The 21,693-nt window shown below is 43.7% G+C and carries 20 protein-coding genes and 1 other annotated feature; of the genes, 5 read left to right on the top strand and 15 right to left on the bottom strand.

Features of this window, described 5'->3' with window-relative positions; genetic code table 11:
* Positions 1–43 precede the first annotated feature (43 nt).
* Positions 44–406, bottom strand: coding sequence for a DUF2500 domain-containing protein (locus tag HFD99_RS12490; protein WP_025364603.1), 363 nt, complete (start codon positions 404–406; stop codon positions 44–46).
* 408 nt (positions 407–814) lie between these two features.
* On the opposite strand from HFD99_RS12490, the gene nrdI reads away from it, so the two are divergent.
* From nrdI to nrdF, 3 genes are all read left to right on the top strand, one after another.
* Positions 815–1,174 (top strand): class Ib ribonucleoside-diphosphate reductase assembly flavoprotein NrdI, encoded by a 360-nt coding sequence (nrdI, locus tag HFD99_RS12485; protein ID WP_016819181.1) that lies wholly within the window; start codon positions 815–817, stop codon positions 1,172–1,174.
* Complete coding sequence (gene nrdE, locus HFD99_RS12480; RefSeq protein WP_016819180.1) at positions 1,161–3,245, top strand: class 1b ribonucleoside-diphosphate reductase subunit alpha; 2,085 nt, start codon at positions 1,161–1,163, stop codon at positions 3,243–3,245. Before nrdI ends, nrdE begins: the two co-directional genes overlap by 14 nt.
* A 217-nt stretch (positions 3,246–3,462) precedes the next feature.
* On the top strand, positions 3,463–4,428 hold the full coding sequence (gene nrdF / locus HFD99_RS12475; protein WP_013370558.1) for a class 1b ribonucleoside-diphosphate reductase subunit beta: 966 nt from the start codon (positions 3,463–3,465) through the stop codon (positions 4,426–4,428).
* A 141-nt stretch (positions 4,429–4,569) separates the two neighbouring features.
* Here nrdF and HFD99_RS12470 read toward each other — a convergent pair whose 3' ends face one another.
* From HFD99_RS12470 to HFD99_RS12420, 11 genes are all read right to left on the bottom strand, one after another.
* Positions 4,570–5,805, bottom strand: coding sequence for an MFS transporter (locus HFD99_RS12470; RefSeq protein WP_016819179.1), 1,236 nt, complete (start codon positions 5,803–5,805; stop codon positions 4,570–4,572).
* Positions 5,806–5,959: 154 nt separating this feature from the next.
* Positions 5,960–6,433, bottom strand: coding sequence for a MarR family transcriptional regulator (locus tag HFD99_RS12465; protein WP_016819178.1), 474 nt, complete (start codon positions 6,431–6,433; stop codon positions 5,960–5,962).
* 225 nt (positions 6,434–6,658) lie between these two features.
* Positions 6,659–7,084: a VOC family protein gene (locus tag HFD99_RS12460; RefSeq protein WP_016819177.1), complete on the bottom strand. Its 426-nt coding sequence runs from the start codon at positions 7,082–7,084 to the stop codon at positions 6,659–6,661.
* A gap of 92 nt (positions 7,085–7,176) precedes the next feature.
* Positions 7,177–7,830 carry a hypothetical protein gene (locus HFD99_RS12455; protein ID WP_225164870.1) on the bottom strand — a complete coding sequence of 218 codons (654 nt, stop codon included), beginning with the start codon at positions 7,828–7,830 and terminating at the stop codon, positions 7,177–7,179.
* A gap of 30 nt (positions 7,831–7,860) precedes the next feature.
* Complete coding sequence (locus HFD99_RS12450; RefSeq protein ID WP_016819175.1) at positions 7,861–8,391, bottom strand: GrpB family protein; 531 nt, start codon at positions 8,389–8,391, stop codon at positions 7,861–7,863.
* A gap of 87 nt (positions 8,392–8,478) precedes the next feature.
* On the bottom strand, positions 8,479–10,587 hold the full coding sequence (locus tag HFD99_RS12445) for a class I SAM-dependent methyltransferase (protein WP_019686938.1): 2,109 nt from the start codon (positions 10,585–10,587) through the stop codon (positions 8,479–8,481).
* A gap of 341 nt (positions 10,588–10,928) precedes the next feature.
* Positions 10,929–11,897 carry a glycoside hydrolase family 43 protein gene (locus HFD99_RS12440; protein WP_016819171.1) on the bottom strand — a complete coding sequence of 323 codons (969 nt, stop codon included), beginning with the start codon at positions 11,895–11,897 and terminating at the stop codon, positions 10,929–10,931.
* 40 nt (positions 11,898–11,937) lie between these two features.
* Positions 11,938–13,323 carry an arabinan endo-1,5-alpha-L-arabinosidase gene (locus HFD99_RS12435; protein ID WP_123797084.1) on the bottom strand — a complete coding sequence of 462 codons (1,386 nt, stop codon included), beginning with the start codon at positions 13,321–13,323 and terminating at the stop codon, positions 11,938–11,940.
* Between the two features lie 86 nt (positions 13,324–13,409).
* A complete protein-coding gene (locus tag HFD99_RS12430) occupies positions 13,410–14,252 on the bottom strand; it encodes a carbohydrate ABC transporter permease (RefSeq protein WP_019686936.1) in 843 nt (280 codons plus the stop codon).
* 27 nt (positions 14,253–14,279) lie between these two features.
* The gene (locus HFD99_RS12425; protein ID WP_016819168.1) at positions 14,280–15,170 is read right to left on the bottom strand and encodes a carbohydrate ABC transporter permease; all 891 of its coding nucleotides are present in this window, start codon (positions 15,168–15,170) and stop codon (positions 14,280–14,282) included.
* A 92-nt stretch (positions 15,171–15,262) separates the two neighbouring features.
* On the bottom strand, positions 15,263–16,606 hold the full coding sequence (locus tag HFD99_RS12420; protein ID WP_016819167.1) for an ABC transporter substrate-binding protein: 1,344 nt from the start codon (positions 16,604–16,606) through the stop codon (positions 15,263–15,265).
* Between the two features lie 510 nt (positions 16,607–17,116).
* Here HFD99_RS12420 and HFD99_RS12415 point away from each other — a divergent pair.
* Positions 17,117–18,046 carry an ArsR/SmtB family transcription factor gene (locus HFD99_RS12415; RefSeq protein WP_017425808.1) on the top strand — a complete coding sequence of 310 codons (930 nt, stop codon included), beginning with the start codon at positions 17,117–17,119 and terminating at the stop codon, positions 18,044–18,046.
* 60 nt (positions 18,047–18,106) lie between these two features.
* On the opposite strand, the gene HFD99_RS12410 is transcribed toward HFD99_RS12415, so the two are convergent.
* Positions 18,107–18,808 carry a DUF1361 domain-containing protein gene (locus HFD99_RS12410; RefSeq protein WP_039277076.1) on the bottom strand — a complete coding sequence of 234 codons (702 nt, stop codon included), beginning with the start codon at positions 18,806–18,808 and terminating at the stop codon, positions 18,107–18,109.
* A 91-nt stretch (positions 18,809–18,899) separates the two neighbouring features.
* Positions 18,900–19,508, bottom strand: a complete 609-nt coding sequence (locus tag HFD99_RS12405) for a DUF1349 domain-containing protein (RefSeq protein ID WP_039277074.1) — start codon at positions 19,506–19,508, stop codon at positions 18,900–18,902.
* 190 nt (positions 19,509–19,698) lie between these two features.
* Positions 19,699–19,937 (top strand) — a binding site (T-box leader).
* Between the two features lie 42 nt (positions 19,938–19,979).
* Here HFD99_RS12405 and HFD99_RS12400 point away from each other — a divergent pair.
* On the top strand, positions 19,980–21,164 hold the full coding sequence (locus HFD99_RS12400) for an aminotransferase class I/II-fold pyridoxal phosphate-dependent enzyme (protein ID WP_039277073.1): 1,185 nt from the start codon (positions 19,980–19,982) through the stop codon (positions 21,162–21,164).
* A 47-nt stretch (positions 21,165–21,211) separates the two neighbouring features.
* On the opposite strand, the gene HFD99_RS12395 is transcribed toward HFD99_RS12400, so the two are convergent.
* Complete coding sequence (locus HFD99_RS12395; RefSeq protein WP_031463269.1) at positions 21,212–21,685, bottom strand: NUDIX hydrolase; 474 nt, start codon at positions 21,683–21,685, stop codon at positions 21,212–21,214.
* Between the last annotated feature and the right edge of the window lie 8 nt (positions 21,686–21,693).

The raw sequence follows: 21,693 nt of genomic DNA, 5'->3' as shown, positions 1-21,693 counted from the left end.
TTATGTATTGGTTCTGGTAATACTCTATCACCCTGTCCCCCTTTTACGCTCCCATTAATCTCACAAACTCCAGGAAACGTGTACCTTTATAATGAACCTCCCCGCGATCCCCGATTACAATCATTCCGAAGTCCGTATCCTTCACCTCCAGCTCCTTACGCTCCCCCCTGTCAAATTCAAAGGTGATATAGTAATCGGTCGAAGCTGAAAAATTGCCTGATCCCCCACGCACTCTCGTTCGCTTATCCACAACCTTGCAAGAACGTTGGACCTGTTCGGCTGCTTGATTGGAAAGACCTGCACTTATCGATTTGACAATTCCCATAATGATTACAAAAGCAATGAGTCCAAACACGACAAAAAAGATAATACTAAACGGTTGAAATGCCATAAAACCACTTCCCATTTGCCTCATCCTTTCTACAGTAAAATGTAAATTTTCCATTCTATTGCCCATTGACAAATCGTACATCCTCAGCTTAAAAAACTCCAATACTTTTTTAACATACTTACGAAAAAAAAGTTCTTTCGCTCTTTTCCGCACCCTGCTTGGACTTACACCCGATCTGGGTCCTCTGAGCCTCTCTAGACCGATTGACAAAACTATATATAGATATAAAATAGAAAATGTACTCTAAATATAGTGTAAAAAACGTATTTATGCCCGATATCTTGAAGATAAAGGTATGAAAATACATGTAAATATAGAGTCAAAAATCTTAAATGGCGCAGCCAGCAAGGGATTACAGCTATGATGGGTCTCTTGGCAATGCCGTTTTCTTTTTTTCGTTAATTGTTAAGGAGGTTGCACACCATGCTGATTGCTTATGATTCCAAGACCGGCAATGTAAAAAGATTTATAAACAAGCTCAAGCTTCCGGCGGTTCAGATTGAGGAGCAAATGACTATAGAAGAACCTTACGTACTCATTACATATACAACCGGGTTTGGGCAGATACCTGAGAGGGTATCTTCATTTTTGAAAAAAAATGCACAAAACCTTGTTGGTGTAGCTGCAAGCGGCAACCGTAACTGGGGTGAGAAATTTGCCAAAAGTGCGGATTTGATTGCCGACCATTATAATGTCCCCGTGATTAGCAAATTTGAATTATCTGGAACGTTCGGAGATGTGGAGCGTTTTAAACAGGAGGTGAGCCGAGTTGCGGCATATTGAATTGAACAACATGTTGATGAAACGCGATACAGACGGCTTTTTCCAATTGGAAAAGGACCAAGAGGCTGTAGCAGAATTTATGAAGGAAGTTCAAGAACGAAGTTTGAAGTTTGCTGACACAGCTGCTCAAGTGCTGTATATGATTGAGAATGATTATTACGAAAATTTCTATAACAGCTATACAGCTGATGAAATTAATGATATTTTCCATATCACTCATAGCTATAATTTTAAATTCCCTTCCTATATGGCAGCATCCAAGTTTTATACTGATTATGCAATGAAGAGTAACGACCGTAAAGTCTATCTGGAACACTACCCTGACCGGGTGGCTGCTGTCGCCCTGCATTTGGGACGCGGCAACGCCGATACGGCGCGCCTGTTGTCCCGCTCGATGATGGAGCAACGTCTTCAGCCAGCTACACCAACCTTCCTGAACGCTGGCAAAAGCCGCCGTGGGGAATTGGTGTCCTGCTTCTTGCTCGAAATGGATGACTCTCTGAACTCAATCAACTATGTATTGAACACTTGCATGCAATTGTCCAAAATTGGCGGCGGTGTTGCGGTTAACCTGTCGAAGCTGCGGTCACGCGGCGAGGCAATTAAAGGTGTAGAAGGCGCAGCAAAAGGCATTATGCCTGTGCTGAAGCTGATGGAAGATGGTTTCTCCTACGCGGATCAAATGGGTCAACGTAAAGGCTCTGGTGCAGCCTATTACAACATTTTCGGATGGGACGTGCTGGAGTTCTTGGATAGTAAAAAAATCAATGCTGATGAAAGAGTACGTCTCAAGACACTTTCAATCGGATTGCTGGTGCCGAACCGCTTTTACAAGCTGGCACAGGATAATGAACCGCTGCATGTATTTGCACCTTATAGTGTGTTCAAGGCTTACGGAACGCATTTGGACGACATGGATCTGGATGAAATGTACGATACGCTGCTCGCTGACGATCGAGTGAAGAAAAAAATAGCGATGAGCGCACGTGATATGCTGACGAAAATTGCCATGATTCAGTTGGAGTCTGGCTATCCATATATTATGAACAAAAGTAACGCAAATCAGGCGCATGCTCTTAAAAACGTGGGCCAAGTCAAGATGTCGAACCTATGTACGGAAATCTTCCAGTTGCAGGAGACTTCCGAGATTACAGATTATGGACAACAGGATATGATTCGCCGGGATGTAAGCTGTAACCTGGCTTCCCTGAACATTGTAAATGTGATGGAACACGGCAAAATCCGTGAGTCCGTTCATGAGGGTATGATTGCTCTTACCTCGGTCAGCGATATGACCCAAGTAGCTAATGCCCCAGGTGTTGCAAAAGCGAACCGTGAAATGCATTCCGTTGGTCTAGGTGTCATGAATCTGCACGGCTACCTTGCCAAGAACAAAATTGCGTATGAAAGCAATGAAGCGAAGGATTTTGTCCGTACCTTCTTCATGACGATGAACTATCATTCTATTGAAAAGAGTATGGAAATCGCAAAAGCAGCCGGACAAAGCTTCTATGGATTTGAGGAATCAGATTATGCGACAGGTCTATATTTTGACCGATATCTGAACACGGATTATCGTCCAACAACGGCACGTGTGCAAGAACTGTTCAAGGACATTTATATTCCAACTCAAGCGGATTGGGACAAACTAAAAGCAGACGTCAAGAAGAACGGTCTGTACCACGCTTATCGTATGGCGATTGCTCCTACTGCCAGCATTTCGTACATTCAAAATGCAACGTCCAGCGTTATGCCAATTGTTGAGCAAATCGAGACTCGTACCTATGCGAATTCGACGACTTACTATCCGATGCCGTATTTGCAAAAGGATAATGTATTCTTTTACAAATCCGCTTATCAAATGGACCAATTCAAAGTGCTTGATCTGATTGCCGAAATCCAGCCTCACGTGGACCAAGGAATTTCGACTGTACTTCATGTGAACAGTGACGTGACTACGCGTCAGTTAGCACGTTGCTATCTGTATGCCGCACATAAAGGACTTAAATCGTTATACTACACACGTACCAAAAAACTGTCTGTGGAAGAGTGCCTCACTTGCTCCATCTAATGCATATATGGTAACAAGCTATAAAATAAAATTAGATTTTGAATAGATATGAATGCTTGGCATTAGAAGCTGTATCCAGCGCGTGGTTCAGACCTTTACAGGATTGGACAAAGCCCTCACGGATACAGCTTCCGTATGTCAAGCATACGATGACTCTCCGGTAACATCTTACGTGTGTTTCTAGGGAATCTCGCAAGCTGAAGGGAGAATGCTAACAATGACAGGTATACAAGCCGTAAACTGGAACCGCTCGGACGATGATTTCACACTGATGTTCTGGAATCAGAATATTATGCAATTTTGGACGGATGATGAAATTCCGCTGTCTGACGATAAAATGTCCTGGGTAACCCTCAGTGATATCGAAAAAGAAGCCTACATGAAGGTGCTGGGCGGCTTGACTCTGCTAGACACCATTCAAGGCGGTGTGGGGATGCCGCAAATTATGGAGCATGTAGACGGACTGCAACGCAAAGCGGTATTAAGCTTTATGGCGATGATGGAGCAAATTCATGCCAAGTCGTACAGTAGCATCTTTACCACCCTGGCTTCCACGGAAGAAATTGACGGTGTATTCCGCTGGGTGGAAGAAAATCCCCATCTCCAAACCAAAGCAGAAACCATTCGTCAGTATTATATGAACATCCATACACCGAAAGACCTGTATCTCGCAATGGCTGCGTCGGTGCTGTTAGAAAGCTATTTGTTTTATAGCGGATTCTTCTACCCTCTCTATCTGGCAGGTCAAGGCAAGCTGACATGCAGCGGGGAAATTATCGACCTGATCCTGCGTGACGAAAGTATTCACGGTGTCTATGTAGGTGTACTGGCACAGGAGATTTATGCAGAACTGGACGAGGAAGAACAACGTGACCTCTACCAGACGCTGGTAGGCTTGCTGCGCTACTTGCACAATAACGAAGAACAATATACCGAGCAAATTTATGCCCCTATTGGACTTGTAGACGATGTTAAAGTCTTCTTGCGCTACAACGCCAACAAGGCCATGATGAACCTGGGCTTTGACCCACTTTTTGAAGAAGAAGAAGTCAATCCCATTGTATTCAACGGCATCAGCACCCACACCAAGCAGCACGATTTCTTTTCTAAAAAAGGAAACGGCTATGTACGGGCAATGAATGTAGAGCCGCTGACAGATGATGATTTTAACTTTGGCGTTTAAGTACACATACGTAAAATTAATTTAGCAAGGCGTTACTGTAAAATAATAGGGTTTCAGAACTTGTTCCTAAGTTCTGAAACCCTATTATTTTCTTAAAACTACCTGCTATGCAGGTGATTACGGAAAGCTTCGAGCGGTAGTTTACATATTCACATCCGTTCTCTTATATAAAACGGGTATAGCCACAGCTATAAGAATCATCCCCATAAAAGCGGGTGTGGCATGACCAAGTGATACATAGATTTGACCTCCAATGATAGGCCCAATCATTCTTGCCAAAGCCTGAATAGATTGACTACCGCCTTGAATCCTTCCTTGTTCACTAGAATCGACAGACTTGGAGAGCATCCCATTAAATGAGGGCCCAAAGATCGAATCACCAAAACCAAATATAAACATTCCGGCGATAATAAGAGGATAGAATGAGAACAAAGCAGATAGCGCAATAAGACTGTAGCCTATAATCTCGGAGAACATTCCAAGAATGGCTATCTGTTTATCACTAAGTTTTTTTAAAAGCTTTGGCATGATGAAACCTTGTGAAATGATGTCTTGGAAACCCATAATTGAAAACATAAGTCCGATTAGTGCAGGCTTCCAACTGAAGGTATCCATTGTAAATTGAGAGAAAATTGCCTGTAAAGATCCGTTGGGTATCCAAAGTAAGAACGCTGAGACAAGTAGCCTTTTCACGTTTTTCATGGAAAGTACGTTTGCAAGCTGTGTAAATGGACTCAGTCTTACAAAGGTAATCTCTTTCAGTCTATGTTTCTTGTCAAGGCTCTCAGGCATAAAAAAGAATCCATAAACAACATTCAATAAAGTGATTATTGCTCCAAAATACATAGGTACAGAATAACCAAACTTGAAAAGTAATCCACCTAGAGTTGGACCAATGACAGTGCCGACACCTACAACTGCACTCAACCATCCAAAGTATTTAGTTCTCTGTTCTGGAGGAATGATGTCTGCAAAATATGCGAAGATCGTGCTTATGCTCCCACCTGTTATACCTTCTATGATACGCCCAGCAAATAGTACCCATACAGCTCCTCCTATACCAAAAACTAAGTACCCGATTGCGGAACCCAAAAGGCAGACTAAGAGTAAGGGTCGACGGCCATATTTGTCGCTCAAAGCTCCAAGTACGGGAGCCGCAAAAAACACGCAGAATGCATAAACAGAGGTCAGCAGCGCAACAACTATAGCTTGTTCTCCCGGATTGCTTGTATAAGGCTGCACTAAGAATGGGACGACAGGTATTATAATACTGAAGCTTATTCCGCAAAGAAACACAGAGATAAGGCCGAATATTAAAGCGTGTTTATCTACGGTTTGTTCTGTGGTCTGTTTATGGTGTGATCTAAATTTGAACACTTAAATTCTCCCCTCAAAAGTTGCGATTTTACTTCCTAGGAAACAAAATCATCGTATCACATTTTTTCTTCCCTGGAAACAAAATAATAAAAAAAAAGGCAGCCCGTTCTCAATAGAGCCCGGCTGCCTGTGGTTTGATTTTCATTATTCAAATTTATTTCGACTTGATATCTATATCCTTTTTCTTTATTTCTGCATCCAAATGCCTGCTATACTTTTCCAAGAAGCTAAGCATACTGTCAAATTGCTCCTCGGTTACCTGCTCAAATACGGCTTTATCCCGCTCTTGAAACTCCTTGTGCAGTTCCTCATGGATTTTATAGACTACTTTCCCTTGCTCAGTAAGCCTAAAATAAATTTCTTTCTTGTTATCCGGCTTCTGGTAGCTCTCGATAAGACCTTTTTTTATGAGCTTCTTAGTTATTTTACTTATGGCACCGCTAGTCATATAAAGGGACTCCGCAAGTGTTGTCACGTTGGAATCTACATTTTTTTCAATGTATTCCATGCAATGTACTTCAGAAGGCTTATAACCCTTAAGACTGTCTTCCATCTTGTCCTTATTAAGCCAAACCATCTTGTTATATAAGTCCCTGAAACCCATTATGACCTGTTCTTCTTTGTTCATGGACTGTCCTCCCACCCGTTGGTGCATTAACAATTTAATATAATATATTTTGGTTTCCATTTCAACAATATTAAAACAATTATTTTAGGAATTGAGCGATACATGAAAAAAGAGATCCGAACACTCCCCATGTTTTATGTATGTATATTTATTTTTCAGACGAGGACATGCACGCAAAAAAACGGCCAGATCGCTAAAGTAGCGAACCGAGCCGTTTTCCATTTCTTAAGACCGAGCCTCTGTGAACATTTGAAAGGTGACACCAAACTTGTCTGTTACATTCCCATAAGCTGGACTAAAATGGGTTTCCTGCAAAGGCATTCCCACCTGCCCTCCTTGCTGTAAAGCATCAAACATTTTTTGAGCTTGCTCCACACTATCGGTTGTAATACAGATACTCACCTGATTCCCGCTGCTAAACGGCGATCCGGGAAAGGTATCCGAAAACATGAGCTCTGTCTCGCCCACTTTAAGGGTGGCATGTCCCACACGTTCCTTGACCTCTGCGGGAATGGGAAAATCGGGGTTTTCCGGCATTTCCCCAAAGGTTTGGATAAAAAGCAGTTGAGCATCCAATGCCTTTTCATAAAATTCGATTGCTTCTTTTGCATTTCCATCCATCGTGATGTAAGGAATCAAACGTTTGGACATCTTCAACACAGCTCCTTTAATTCGAGGTAATTAGCCCAGCCATTTCTCCTGTATTATATACAAAACTTGTCAAGAAAAACAAATCTGTATTCTTAGCTTTCATGCACCTGAATGCCAAGCTGTTTTAGCTCCTTTATCGCTTCCCTAACGTTACGCTGTGGATGAAGCGCAGAGATCATCTGTGCAGTGATCGGAACGCCGTTGAAAATCTGGCTTACCACCCCTAGAGAAATCGGCAGCTCATAGTAACTTTCAGCCCAATCCTGATATTCCTCCGGTGTAACTATAATTTTCCCCAGCAAAAAGGATGAGCCATCGTCATATTCCTCAGGAATGTTCACGTTGCCCGTACGCCACTCCTTATCTCCCGCTTCCCTCCACATACAAAAGGTAACGTCCTCCTTCTCCAGCGCTTCATCTTCTAAAAGCCCCATCATATCATCAGGTACACCGTCGTACATGCCCGGCCAGATCTCATATTCGTCTCTTGCATGAGGACTTACAGGGGATTCGTGGTCAAAACCTTTTAATAGCACACCTCCACGCGTCCATAGCATATGAATCGTATCTCCAGCGCCGTTGTTCACCTCAACTAGGCACACATCACCAGACCATTCAGACTGCATACGATACGTGCGCAACCAATCTTCTGGAGACAATATAATATCCAGTGCTGACAGCAGCAGCATTCTGTCTTTTAAACCATTCGGTGTTACCTGTGCATCAAGCATCCTATTCTTCATCATTCCTCCACCTTGTCCACGCGTACTAAAATTTCATTTGTCTCTACTTTGTCTTTCAAGCTTCGCTTGCTCAACCACCTGCCGAATGAAAGGTCCCTTGGCTTCGGTATACGCTGCACGGTCATGATTGAATTGGTGAGCCAAATCTTTTTTTAAAGTCTCATACGCTCCCAGGCTCTCAGGATGCGCTTTCAAGTAATCTCTGAATAATAGATGGTTTTCCCAATGCTCTCCTTTATACTTGTAAATATGCAAATGATGGGTCCCAGCTCCCCATTCTCCACGGCGAAAGAAAGCTCGCTCTGGAAAATCAGGCTTATGTACATATTCATATTGAATACCTAGCAAACGCTCTCGCTGTTCGGATTGAATCATCGCCAAATCTTCTACTCCAACCATAATGTCGATAATAGCCTTGGCTCCCAAACCAGGAACGGATGTACTACCGATATGCTCTACGCCGACACACACGTCTCCGAGAGCCTCTATCAATTTGGCTCGTTCCTGTATGTACTCTGCTACCCACTGCGGATTATATTCGGATATCACTACCTGCGCGGACATGAAGGCACCTCCATTCGTTTTCCAAAAAAATGCCTTCCCAGTGCGCTTGGCACAACTCAGAAGGCATTCTCTTGTTTAAATTAAAAATCATTTAGTTGCTTCATCCCTGTTATTTGGCTTCTCAATTACGATCAGACAGGTACTGTCTGGCAAAGGAACCGGCTGACCTTGCTCATCCATGAACTCAACACGACTGGACAGCGCTTCGGCATAGCCCTCCTGCAAATAGTGGCGGCTCAACCGGATAATCGCCTGTGGTCCAAGTGTGTTACGAATACACTCTTCATACTGTGACGGAGTAAAATAACCAAACTGCTCCTGTACCTCATGCACATAGGCTTCCGCCCCCCATGTATAGGTATACAAGAATTCCATTGCATCATTTACCGGCAAAACAGCCTCATGCTCACCTATGCGCTCTATTTCAATGGGGCGACCCGCAAAATCCTGCGCATACCGCAGCAGCCATTCCATTCCGTCCGGCTCCAAAAATCGAATGCGTCTGCGCTGCTCTACTGGTTCGGTCATAATACCGTCACGAATGATAATGCGCCCGCCGGGTGCAAGTACACGGTAGGCGCTCTGCAAAGCAGCCTCCACTGTTTGTGAATTGAACCTTTTTCCATCTCGTTCAATGTAGGAATACAGCTCGTGAAGAATCGAAGAAAAAATAACCGTATCCATGCTCTCCGTTTCCACATACTCTTCTAATTGAAGCGCATCACCTTTGATGACATCCCAACGACGGTGCTCCAATTGCTTTTTGCGTTTAAGAGCCTCAATAACATTCACAGAAATATCAAGACCCAACGGCTTCGAGTCCGGTCTTTCTTGCTCGATCAGGTCCAGCAGTACGCCCCCGCCAGGTCCGATATCCAGTATACGGGTTCCAGTTACATAATCCAGAATGACCCTTTTGAAATCTGCGGTCTGGTTCATATCTGTAAGGTACGTCTCCTCATTGTGAAAGCGATCATAAGCATCGCGCCGTAATCCGAACAGATCAAACAGCAGCAGGACTGCTTTGTCATACAGAGGCGTCTTTTCTGCCTCAATACAAAAGTCGATCAATTTTTCTGCAGCTGATGAAAATACAAAATTAAAAAATACGGTACTTGGCAACTCCTCCTTATGCTCTACGACTACACTCAAATGAGGATTATGCTCCCGTTTCCCTTTTGTGATATCCTGCCAGGACAATGCGCTTAAATATTTTTCTATCATTCTTTTTTTGTATACGTTAATTTTCTTAACACCACGATAGTCATAATACATCGTATTCATAAGTGATTCAAAACTGATATGCCGTACCGTTGGAGGCTGTTCCTGCCCTGTGCCATCCCTCAACGTGAGCAAAAATACCTTAACTAGTTCTTGAAGTGAAAAATCCTGCAAAGCTGATTCTACATACCAAAGTGTCCGATTCTCCAGCGGAGCCAGCGCCTTCTCTACATTCAGCTCCCGCTCCAGCTCGGCGTAAGCCTGCTCAAACGGCTCACCTTCATGAATCGAAACCGACCGCAATCTCTCCAGTCGCTCCTTTACACTCCAGACTACAGGGGCGTTATCCCAGGCAATCCAGCCGATTAACTGCTCCACTTCACCGCGTACTTGCTCCCATAATGCAGGATCTACACCGGCGATAATGCATTCGTTCAGTGCTCGTAACACAAGCTCCAATTCCTCCGAGCTCAGCCAGCCCTTACGAGTAATTTCAAGCAGCAGTCGATTTTCCGCAAAAGGTATTTCTCCCCGTATATACTGTCCGATCAATCCATGCGTCTCAATCAGAATCCGGGTCATGCTGTTACGCGGGTATGCAGGGGACTCTGCTTGGGCCTGTCTGACATACAGCTGGGAGGAGCCAATATTATGTACAAATAAATTAATGCCCTCATGCTGCCAGCGTAGCCGTTCGCGGACTGTGCCTCCTTTGGCGGTCTCAGACCATACCAATACATCCTCCAGTAGCTCTTTAACCCAGAATGACAATGGAAGTCCGTCCAAAATAAGCAGTGTGCGCTCCACATAATCCAGTACAGGATTAGCATCCTTTAACTCACCTATGGATCGAATGCGCTCCAAATTTACAATACGCTCCTCAGCCGAAACAAGTAGCTTTAGCCAGGTCGGTGTATCCCAGGCCAGATCACTTTCTTTCCTGTAATTAGCAATGGCTTTTAACGATTGTAACATTTTTCTCACCTCGTGTGATTCGATTCGGTATGCACAGGAGACTTTTGAAAATATCTTGTATACCCTACACTTTACCATACATTTGTAGCTTCCATCTCGTGGAAAATATTAAACATTTGTATCAATTATTCGCTTGACATGTTCTGTGTATCGCATCCCATGATTTAAAGTACCCGTAACTTCGCTCCGTCTCCCAAAAGCAAAAAGATACCTTCCAACCCTAAGGTCGAAGGTATCTTATCACCATTGTTATACGCAGCAAAATTATTTTCCTACGTTGTTTATAAAATTATAGTGTCGCTGTGTGAAACGTCAATCATCTAGCATATATTTCGACTGGATTAACCAACAGAAACGCCATCTGGTACCGGGATACCAAAGTCAGGTGTTCCATCCTCATTCCAGTTCAAACGCTGAACACGTGTATGACGATTCGGATCATACAGCGGGTCACCTGTAATTTCCTTGTAATTACGAGCGTGATATACGATAACGTCACTACCATCCTCAGCAACAGTAAAGCTGTTGTGACCAGGCCCGAATTGACCTGTCTCCTCATTCGTGCAGAATACTGGCGCAGGAGACTTTGCCCACGATTTCGGGTCAAGTAAGTTGGCATTCTCGTCTGCCGTTAGCAGGCCCATGCAATAATTGTGATCTGTAGCACTAGCTGAATAGCTGATAAAAATCCTTCCGTTCCGTTTCAGAACGGCTGCTCCTTCATTTACCTTAAAACCGATAACTTCCCAGTCATATTCTGGTGTTGAGATCATGACCTGCTCACCACGCAGCGTCCACGGATTGCTCATTTCTGATATATACAAATTGGAATTACCTACGATGTCCGGATCTTTCTGAGCCCATACATAATATAGAACGCCATTATGCTGGAAGGTTGTCGCATCGAGAGCAAACGTCTCCCAGCGAGTTTTGATCTGTCCCTTTTCCACCCATTCACCTTCCAGCGGATTAGCTGAAGCATTTTCCAGCACAAACATCCGATGGTCGAACAGACCTTCCTTCGTTTCTGTAGTACGAGCTGCTGCAAAATAAATGTACCATTTGTCGTTAATATAATGAATTTCCGGTGCCCAAATGTTCGCGCTTAACGGACCCGTTTCATATTTATGCCACACTGCCACTGGTTCTGCTGTATTCAAGCCTTGAATAGTACGTGCCCGCCGAACCTCAATGCGGTCATACTCTGGCACAGATCCAGTAAAATAATAATACCCATCACTATGCTTGTAAATCCAAGGGTCTGCACGTTGCTCAATGACCGGATTATTAAAAGATACAGGTTGATTCATGGTTTTTCTCTCCTCTATGTGTAATATGTAGTTCATATGATTAATCGGTGATACGTTTTCCCCAGATGGAAATTCCTTTTTCATTCATACCCGTGAAAATTAGAGTATGACGACCGAGCTCCCAGTCCCATGAAGGAAGCAATAGCAATTCCTCCTTTGACCCTTCGGACGCATTGTTCCAATTCATTGTTAGCGTACGTCTACCATCAAAACTCCAATGACCTTCCAGAGAACCACTGGTTGCCCGCCCTCCAGCTTCTAGACGAAGCGGTTCAGCTTCCACCTGACCGTCTACTTCTTGCCTTATCACGATGCGCTCCCAGTTGCCGGATAATAACCTTTTGGGTATATCCTGCTCCTTTTCGCCCGCATACCGCTCCGGCGATACGACAGGCCAACCATCAGCCGTCCATAATATTTTGCGCACATGCAAGTAAGGCCAGCTCTTATCCGTTTCTCCCCGCGCATGATGAACAATGTAGTAATCGTCTCCGTCCTTCAGCACGGAATTATGACCTGGCGCAACCCAGCCTTCTCCTTCGCTGAAACGATAACCACCCAGCACCTTGTTCCCAATCTCATATTGAGGCAAATAACTGGTATCCGCCATATCATGTCCATTTATATCCACGTACGGACCTGTGATAGAATCCGAGCGGGCTACGCGAACATTGTAGTCCTCGAATAAAGAATCATACGAGACGAACAAGTAGTATTTACGGAACACAGGATTGTACACAATGTACGGTCCTTCCACAGCTCCGTCCTCGGTTGCCCGATCTCTGGCAGCGATATTTTTACCATAGCCTGGCTCTTTGAGCTTTCCAGTCTGCGGATCGAGCGGTGTAATATGAATCCCGCCAAAAAATGATCCGTATACCATCCATAGATTTCCTTCGGCATCCAATACCGGATTAGCATCAATTGCGTTCAGCTTGTCATGCTCATCCGTTTTAATAACCAGCCCCTCATCCTTCCAAGGACCTTCCGGGGAGTTGGATGTCTGCAACCCAATAGCTGATCGTGTGCTGCCAAATGTGGAAGCAGAATAATACATTCGATAGGTATCGCCCATCTTTATAATGTCCGGGGCCCACAGATTCGTTGCTGATGACCATGCCCCCGCTTCCTTTGGAATACCGGGTAAAGCATATTGAACCCAGCTCCAGTGAATCAGGTCGGTCGATTTGCGCACCATAACACCCGGCCTCAATTCTCCACCTGTCTTTACATCCGTCGAATAGACATAATATCCCTGATCAGTTTTGATAATCGCTGGGTCATGAGCATTGTTAATAGTCCAGCGCTGTTCATCGTCTATCGTACTTTGATCATACAAGTGATCAGGAGGCGGAGCCTGCGGATATACAGGGTCCGGAGTGTTATCCCCACAGCCGGATAGTCCCAGCATTAGCAGCATAACCATAACTGTTATTCTCCTCCTTCCTTTACTCAGTACATAGGGTGACTGCGTTACATCATTCATCCGAATCGTCCAAGTGCAAGTGTCAATTAACCCTTGACACCAGAAATGGCAACCGACTCAATAATTTGTTTCTGGAAGATTAGGAATATAATCAACACAGGTAACAAGGCTATAATGGAAGCCGCCATAATAAGTGGATAGTCCGTCTGAATGGCGTAAGTCGCATTAAAATTCGCGATAACCAGCTGCAATGTCTGCGTTTCTGGTGAGTTCAAGTAAATAATCGGTGCCAAGTAATCGTTCCAAATTCCCATAAACCATAAAATTAGCTGTGCCGCAACTGCCGGCTTAATGAGCGGAAACGTAATCGATGAATAAAGTCGGAAATAAGAGCTTCCGTCAATTTTAGCAGCTTCGATAATAGCATCCGGTACACTGAGCAAATACTGCCGCAAGAAAAAGATCATGACTACATTACCGAACAAGCCGGGAACGATCAGAGGCAACAGCGTATCTACCCAGCCAAGTTTGGAGAACATCATAAATTGTGGAATCATAACTGTTGGGTAAGGAATCATCATGGATGCGATGAGTGCCAAAAACAGCTTGTTTTTATGAGGGAATCTCAGCTTTGCGAATGCAAAAGCGGCCACACTAGAGGTGAAAGTACCCACAACCGTGACACTTACAGCCACAATCACGCTGTTCTTGATCCCGCTTAACAGGGGACCTGCCTCCCAAATTTCCTTGTACTTACCAAACTGAAACACCTCTGGTATCCATACTGGTGGAAGTGCAAAGACATCCTGCTTTTCTTTTACCGAAGTGGACAACATCCAAAGCAACGGCGCGATCATCGCAATCGCTCCAATCGCCAGTACAATAAAGATAATGATATTGGTAACTTTCGTTTTTTGACTATGGGACATAACCAGCTTCACTCCTTTCCGCGAAAATCAATCCCCATCAAAGGATGATTTTTCATTCATTTTAAATTGAATCAAAGTTACGATAAAAATGAAGATGCCGAGAATCATAGCCATCGCGGAGGCATATCCCATTTGCAGGTTTTTGAATGCCTTATCCCAAATATAGAAGACAATTGAGGCCGATGAATATTCTGGACCCCCTGTAGGTGTCATAATGTTCATTTCAGTAAAGATTTGCGAACCACCAATAATGTTGGTAACGACCAGGAAGAAGGTTACTGGTTTTACCATTGGCCATGTAATATTGCGGAACATTTGGAATCCGCTAGCTCCGTCCAGCTCTGCTGCTTCATAATAAGAGCGAGATACACTTTGCAGTGCGGCCAGATACAGCAACATTGTATATCCGAGACCTTTCCATACGGTCATGAGAATCAGGGCCGGTTTGACTGTATCCTTATCCATCAGCCAGTTAGGTCCTTTAATACCGAACAATTCAAGGAATTGGTTCACCAAACCATAATCTCCGTTGTAGGCCCAGTTCCACATAATAGAAACGGCAGCCAACGAAGAAATGACCGGAATATAATAGATCACACGAAATGTTGTCGTACCTGGAATCTTGCGATTCAGTCCCAGTGCCAGCAGTAAAGCTAGTACAAGACCGATTGGAATACCCAACATTAAGAAAAGAGTATTGTACATCGATTTGTAAAAGAGTTCGTCGCTAAATAAATCCTTAAAATTATCCAACCCAATAAAGTTCATTTGTCCTAATCCGTCCCAGTCTGTAAAAGAGCCGTATAACGAATAGACAAACGGGAACAACGTAAAGATTAGCAGACCGAGAATAGGTGGAAGAATAAATAAGTATCCATATATCTTCTCTTTGCGGTAGAGATTAGATTTGGTTATCACAGGGCTCACCTCTGTTTCTGATTTGGAATGAAGATGATGTTAGCAGCATGATATTCAGCCACTAACATCATCCTTTTTCCTCTATTTACGCATTATTTCTGTGATTTTTTCTCTTGCTCCACCGCTTTATCCAGCAGTTTCTGCATCTTCGGTTGTTCTTGCTTCACATAATCTGCTGCCGTAATTTTGCCATCCAGCACAGGTTGGATATCTGTGAAGAAAATATCGTACCATTCTGCGTTATACGTATAGTTACCTGGTAATGAACGTCCATAGTCATTTACGATATCAATAAATTCCTGTTTGTTGTTAGGCTTGGTTTTTGTATCTTTGGCCCATTCATCAGCCATATCCAGCAGATTCGGAATCTGTACCTTAGCATCTACGAGCTGCTTCATGCCTTCTTTGGAAGTGGTCAGATAGTTAACCAATTCTACAGCTTCATCCGGATATTTTGTTTTAGAGGAAACACCGATACCCAGAGAACCAATCCATGTTGCCGGTTTGCCAGTCGATCCAGTTGGGAAAGGCAACAAATCATATTCGAATGGCAGTTTTTCAAATGTACTCATATCCCAAGGCCCTACTGGGAAGAACGCCATTTCGCCTTTCATCCAGCGTTGATATGTGTCCAATGTTTGTGATTGTTCAATGCCAGGTGTAATTTTATATTTGTTTTGCATATCAGCAAAGAACTGAAGCGCTTCCGCAAATTTTGGATCATCAATCGTTACTTTAGTTTTGCTCTCATCCAGCCAATCAGCGCCATTACTCCATACAAAGGCTTGCAATGCCCACTGAACGTTAAAGCCTGTTCCGTATTGATCTGGTTTGCCGTCACCGTTAGTATCTTTGGTCAGCTCTTGGTTAACCTTAATGAACTCATCCCATGTGTACGGTTTGTCTTTGTCAGGCAATGGAACACCTGCTTTTTCAAACATGGTTTTGTTATAACCCAAAGCGAATGGACCCAAGTCCTTCGGCATACCGTAAATATTTCCTTGACCGGCCATTTTACCGTCATAGCGATACAAATCCACACCGTATTTCCAGATGTTATCCAGATTTATATCCTTGCTCTTCTCAATATAAGGTGTCAGATCCTTCAACACACCACTGTTAACATAAGCTTTCAAATCCCCAGGGGCAAAATAAAAGATATCTGGAAGATTGTTACCTGTAATTGCAGCTCTAAGCTTTGTAGCATATTGGTCTGCTGCCGTCACGACCATTTTAACCTTTACACCAGGATGTTCTTCTTCAAATTTCTTGATAACATCCTTATAAGCCTTCTGCTCATCCGTTCCTCCACGGAACATGAAAGTCAATTCCTTGCTTCCATCGCTACTGGAACTTCCTCCACTACAGCCTGCCAGTGCAGCAACCATCAACAACAGAACAACCATTGTTAGTCCAAAACCTTTTTTCTTTGTCAACGCGACCCCTCCTAAAATTAAAATGAAACCGCATACATTAAGTGTTAAAATAACTTCATACCACTCGGCCTAATCTTTAACTGTGCGGTACACAACCCGTTGTTGATTGCCGCTGTGATTATCATCCCTCTCATGTACCATATAATTAACATTTACCTTTATCAATAATGAATTCGTTTACAAATAAAATATAGCACGCCATTCTACGGTTCGTCAATGCATTTTTCAATCTTTTTAAATAATTATAAAACATAGATTGGAGTAACTTAAAAAGCAAAATTAAATCGCATTTAAGTATATTTTCGCAATGAATACTAAATAAAATACTTAAATACGATTTATATTATAAAAAACACCTTATTTTAGAACGTCATTTCCTCTCTTCTTCTTTTAGTAAAAAATATTTACAGAAAAGCAGTTTACTTCTTTATGATTTTATTTTAACATAAATCAAAGTAAAAATATAAGCGCTTACATTACATTTTTTATAGATAAGGATGGGCTATAGCTATGATTTATATTAAGGACTTAATGTCGGGGTTAGATATTTTCAAAGCACTGGGCTCGGAAATTCGCATTCAAATTCTTGAGTTACTTGCTGTTCAAGGACAAAGTATGAATGATATTGCGAGCAAGCTAAATTTGAGCAACGGCACCATTACGATGCATATTCGCAAACTGGAAGAATGCGGGCTTGTGGAAATCAATACGGTAAGCGGTAAACACGGGACCCGAAAAATGTGCTATTTAAATAAGGAAAAGCTAATGGTAGATCTGCGCAGCAGAGAACAAAAAAATGTGTATGAGGTAGAAATTCGTATCGGTCATTATAGTAACTACCAGGCGGTTCCTACTTGTGGATTAGTGACCAAAGACAGCATTATCGGCGATTTTGATGATCCACGCTATTTTGCAGATCCCGCGCGACTGGACTCTGAAATGATCTGGATGGCAGAAGGCTTTCTGGAATACCGCATTCCTAACTACTTGAAAGCGAATCAATCCTTTACCGAAATTCAATTTTCCGCAGAGCTGGGATCAGAAGCACCGTGTTATTGTGAGGACTATCCGTCTGATATTTGTTTTCATATAAATGGTATTGCCATCGGTCACTGGACGAGCCCAGGCGATTTTGGAGCTGTTCCCGGGGTTCTCAATCCTGATTGGTGGCCCCCACACTTGAATCAATACGGCATGCTGAAGTTAATTCGCATCAACCAGCATGGAAGCTTCATTGACGGGTGCCGTATATCAGAAGTCACCATAGACGATATTGGACTTGATTACAAAAGCGATATTACACTGCGTTTATCCGTATCTGATCAATCGCAAAACAAAGGAGGACTCACTATTTTTGGTAAAAGATTCGGAAATTTCGGCCAAGATTTGCTTGTGCGCGTGCTTTACGATGTACACGAAGAAGATAACTCCAACTCCTAATTCGCCACAGATAAAAGGCCGAAGTCTGTATTCATTGAATACATGTCCTCGGCCTAAATCCTAATCTTCACTTAAAGAGATATAAATAAATAGATAAAAGATGATTGCCATCCCAAACACCAGCCAGCTAAAGGACAGCAAATGAAGCTTCTCCCCTGCATGTACTGCCCATCTCCAAAGATCCGCAAAAAGCACCAGCGGTTGCAGCAACACATCCCAGCTATTCCAGCGGGCAAATCTGCCTATATACACACCTATGCTGGCCAGCCATAACATCACAAAAACTACAGCCCATGCAAGCCAACCTGAACAAATCTTCCTCAACATACGATGGATCATCAATACACAAAGGGATGTAAGAAAAAGACCAATTCCAGCGGCCGAAAAGGACGTAAATAAGATTAGCCAAAATTGAGTATTCAACCAAAAACGCGTACCAGGATTCACATCGTACAAACGGAATGCATGTAGTAGTTCGGTCACTAAATAAAGAGCATTCGGCAGAAAAAACAACCATACCCATGCGGCGAAAAATAAAAGAATATTTCTTACTTTTGCATTTCGCAATCTGTATAACGCCACCATGAACAATGAAATAAACACCGGAACCCATGCCAGGAATATATCCCAGTACAGAAATTGATATATTCTCGTCCCGCTTGTGGACTGTAGATACATAATGAGTCCGAAACAGCTCAACGTAGCTACAAGCATCACCCCCAACAAACCGGGCAGCTTGTAACCCTTCCTTCTTAACAGCAAACTTCCATCTACCTCCTGCCTAATAACGGCGTATTTACGTCTCTTCAGTTCTCTCTTATAGCGCTTTCACATTTAGAAAGAGGGCTTTTATTTATTCCACGTTTCGTATATCCTCGAACACATGATCTGTTATCGTCAAAGTATCAAAGGTAACATTACACCCCTCCCCTACCGGAGATTGTGCGACAACCCCAACTTTTAGCTGGCTGGTAACATTCATGCCAAAATATCTGGCCAGTTTCCAATGTTGACCATCCGAGGAATAATGAAAGGCAAAGCAATTTCTAGCTCGTGTTACTCGCAAATATGGATTAGAAGCATCCATCGCCCCCGATATACAATCATCGGATGTATCCCGTGTGACCACACTAAGGATCGAGGGGGTATTCTCAAAGTATTCAAAGCATACCTTAGCCCAATGAGTATCATCCGCCATCACCATCAAACATCCTGAATCATAGGGCTGCTTCATATCGACACGAACCCTCGTCCAGATTGTAAAATCTCCATGTAGGGTGGTATGCAAAAAAGGAGCGGACGATTTGATAACTGCGCCGGACGGATCTCTAAAAAAATCTGCCTGTGAAGGTGCAGAGACTTGTAAAGCCTTGGATTCATCGAAGCTCCATACAGTTGGTTCGTTGATCCACCTCCATCCTTGAGGCAAAACCTTTTCGTTAAAGCCTTCAAATACATTCATATGGACACCATCCCTCTCTAGCCAATATAGTCTTAACACAGTGAAATTTTGGGGCAGAATTCCCCATGATACCACTATATACGTAATCTTCCAGTCGTCAATGATGATGCTTCTGTCTTCCAGAATTATAAAAAAAGACTTGCTATTCTGAAATGTTGTGCTTATAATTACACCTAAATTGATACGGTAACAAATTTCAATGACGAGAACGAGTAAGCTATACAGCGGATTTGCAGAGAGTTGGGGCAGGTGAAAGCCAACATTCCGAGGGTAGCTGAACGCCATCTCTGAGAAGCGGGCTGAACCTGAAGTAAGCTCTGCCGCCTTTCCAGCGTTAACCGGAACACGTATTGATGGATACGTGAACAGAGTGTCATTTCCTATGGAATGAAACTAGGGTGGTAACACGGGTATAAACTCGTCCCTTTTACAGGGGCGGGTTTTTTTGTTTTTCAATAAGGAGGAATCAACATGACAAATGTATCGACAGCAGTATCTATAACTGATTTTTTGACTCCGGCTGTACGGGAAATGCCGCCTTCAGGTATCCGTCGGTTTTTTGAATATAGTGCAGGCAGAAAAGATATCGTATCACTTGGTGTCGGTGAACCGGATTTTATAACCCCTCAACATGTGAGAAAGGCCTGTATCACAGCACTGGAAAATGGTAAAACCTCATACACACCCAATGCAGGTCTCCCTGAGCTTCGCGAGGAAATTGCCGGATATCTGGAGAGCAGCTTCAGTACATCCTATAACCCGGCAGATGAAATCATGGTCACTGTTGGCAGCAGTGAAGCATTGGATTTGGCGCTACGCGCCCTCATCACAACACACGATGAAATACTCATACCAGCACCCTGTTATATTTCGTATTCGCCCATCACATTTTTGAACGGAGGACATACCGTAACGGTTGAAACGTCTGCCGACCAGCAGTTTAAGCTGACAGCTGAGGCGCTCAAATCCAAGCTGACTCCACGATCCAAAGTGCTTATTCTCTGTTATCCGAACAACCCGACAGGCGGGGTGATGACCTATGAGGATTGGCTACCCATTGCCCGTCTGGTTGAGGAGCATAATCTTATTGTCATATCGGACGAAATTTATGCTGAATTGACCTATGGACAGCAGCATGTAAGTTTCGCTTCTCTGCCAGGAATGAAAGAACGCACCCTGCTCATCAGCGGCTTTTCCAAAGCATTTGCCATGACAGGCTGGAGGGTCGGCTATGTATGCGGTCCGAAAGAATTGATTTCAGCCATGCTGAAAATCCATCAGTATACAGCCATGTGCGCTCCTATTATCGGGCAAATTGCCGCGATTGAATCCCTGCGCAACGGGCTAGAGGAGAAAGATCGTATGATGGAGTCCTACAATCAACGTCGAAAATGGTTCGTTGCCGGCCTATGTCAGACAGGACTTCCATGTCATGAACCAAACGGTACCTTCTATGCTTTTCCTTCCATTGCGCATACAGGGTTAAGCTCCGAACAGTTTGCCAAGCGACTGCTGGAAGAACAAGGAGTTATAACGGTCCCGGGTTCCGCATTTGGCCCAGGCGGCGAAGGCTTTATCCGCTGCTCGTATGCGTCATCGCGTGAACAGTTGGAAATGGCTCTGGAACGCATCAGCGTATTCCTGAAACGCCTGTAAACCCGATTTTCCATAACATGGACTGAACATGAGCATGGGGTGAACATTTACTTCAGCAACTTCTGAATAAGCTTTTTCTGGTGTGTTGGCAAACCTTCCGGCCATTCCCCTACGCGGCAATAACAAATGTCGGAGATTTCAGCGCTTGGTCGAAAGGTACCCGGGATCACCCGGCCTGTAAAAATAAGATCCACACGGTTCGGCAACTGGCCAAACTGGGCTTGCGCCAATGAGGTGATCTCTACCTCCAGCCCGGTTTCTTCCCGGACTTCGCGCCGCAGGGCAATTTCCGGCTGCTCTAGCTCCATCCAGCCGCCGGGAATCCCCCACGGCTGCTTCCGGTATGCGTGCTTTAATAGCAGCACTTCCCCGGCCTCATTCGTGAAAATGCCCAGCACAGCAATTAAAAATTTATGTTGTGCCCGGTACACCAAAGCATTTTTCAATCGAGTAAACGGCGTATGCTTATACATGAATACAAGCCAATCCCGCGGGATCTTATTTACCAGCTTAGCCAGCATAACACACC

Source organism: Paenibacillus sp. EKM301P, from assembly GCF_011800295.1.
Taxonomy (GTDB): Bacteria; Bacillota; Bacilli; order Paenibacillales; family Paenibacillaceae; genus Paenibacillus; species Paenibacillus polymyxa.
Note: the sequence above shows the minus strand (reverse complement) of the source record. Positions and strands in the feature narration are given on the sequence as shown.

Excerpts from the sequence above, each read along its gene's own strand:
- HFD99_RS12490 (WP_025364603.1), bottom strand. The coding sequence starts at position 406 with ATGGGAAGTGGTTTTATGGCATTTCAACCGTTTAGTATTATCTTTTTT.
- nrdI (WP_016819181.1), top strand. The coding sequence starts at position 815 with ATGCTGATTGCTTATGATTCCAAGACCGGCAATGTAAAAAGATTTATA.
- nrdF (WP_013370558.1), top strand. The coding sequence starts at position 3,463 with ATGACAGGTATACAAGCCGTAAACTGGAACCGCTCGGACGATGATTTC.
- HFD99_RS12465 (WP_016819178.1), bottom strand. The coding sequence starts at position 6,433 with ATGAACAAAGAAGAACAGGTCATAATGGGTTTCAGGGACTTATATAAC.
- HFD99_RS12460 (WP_016819177.1), bottom strand. The coding sequence starts at position 7,084 with ATGTCCAAACGTTTGATTCCTTACATCACGATGGATGGAAATGCAAAA.
- HFD99_RS12455 (WP_225164870.1), bottom strand. The coding sequence starts at position 7,830 with ATGATGAAGAATAGGATGCTTGATGCACAGGTAACACCGAATGGTTTA.
- HFD99_RS12450 (WP_016819175.1), bottom strand. The coding sequence starts at position 8,391 with ATGTCCGCGCAGGTAGTGATATCCGAATATAATCCGCAGTGGGTAGCA.
- HFD99_RS12445 (WP_019686938.1), bottom strand. The coding sequence starts at position 10,587 with ATGTTACAATCGTTAAAAGCCATTGCTAATTACAGGAAAGAAAGTGAT.
- HFD99_RS12440 (WP_016819171.1), bottom strand. The coding sequence starts at position 11,897 with ATGAATCAACCTGTATCTTTTAATAATCCGGTCATTGAGCAACGTGCA.
- HFD99_RS12435 (WP_123797084.1), bottom strand. The coding sequence starts at position 13,323 with ATGGTTATGCTGCTAATGCTGGGACTATCCGGCTGTGGGGATAACACT.
- HFD99_RS12430 (WP_019686936.1), bottom strand. The coding sequence starts at position 14,252 with ATGTCCCATAGTCAAAAAACGAAAGTTACCAATATCATTATCTTTATT.
- HFD99_RS12415 (WP_017425808.1), top strand. The coding sequence starts at position 17,117 with ATGATTTATATTAAGGACTTAATGTCGGGGTTAGATATTTTCAAAGCA.
- HFD99_RS12405 (WP_039277074.1), bottom strand. The coding sequence starts at position 19,508 with ATGAATGTATTTGAAGGCTTTAACGAAAAGGTTTTGCCTCAAGGATGG.
- HFD99_RS12400 (WP_039277073.1), top strand. The coding sequence starts at position 19,980 with ATGACAAATGTATCGACAGCAGTATCTATAACTGATTTTTTGACTCCG.
- HFD99_RS12395 (WP_031463269.1), bottom strand. The coding sequence starts at position 21,685 with ATGCTGGCTAAGCTGGTAAATAAGATCCCGCGGGATTGGCTTGTATTC.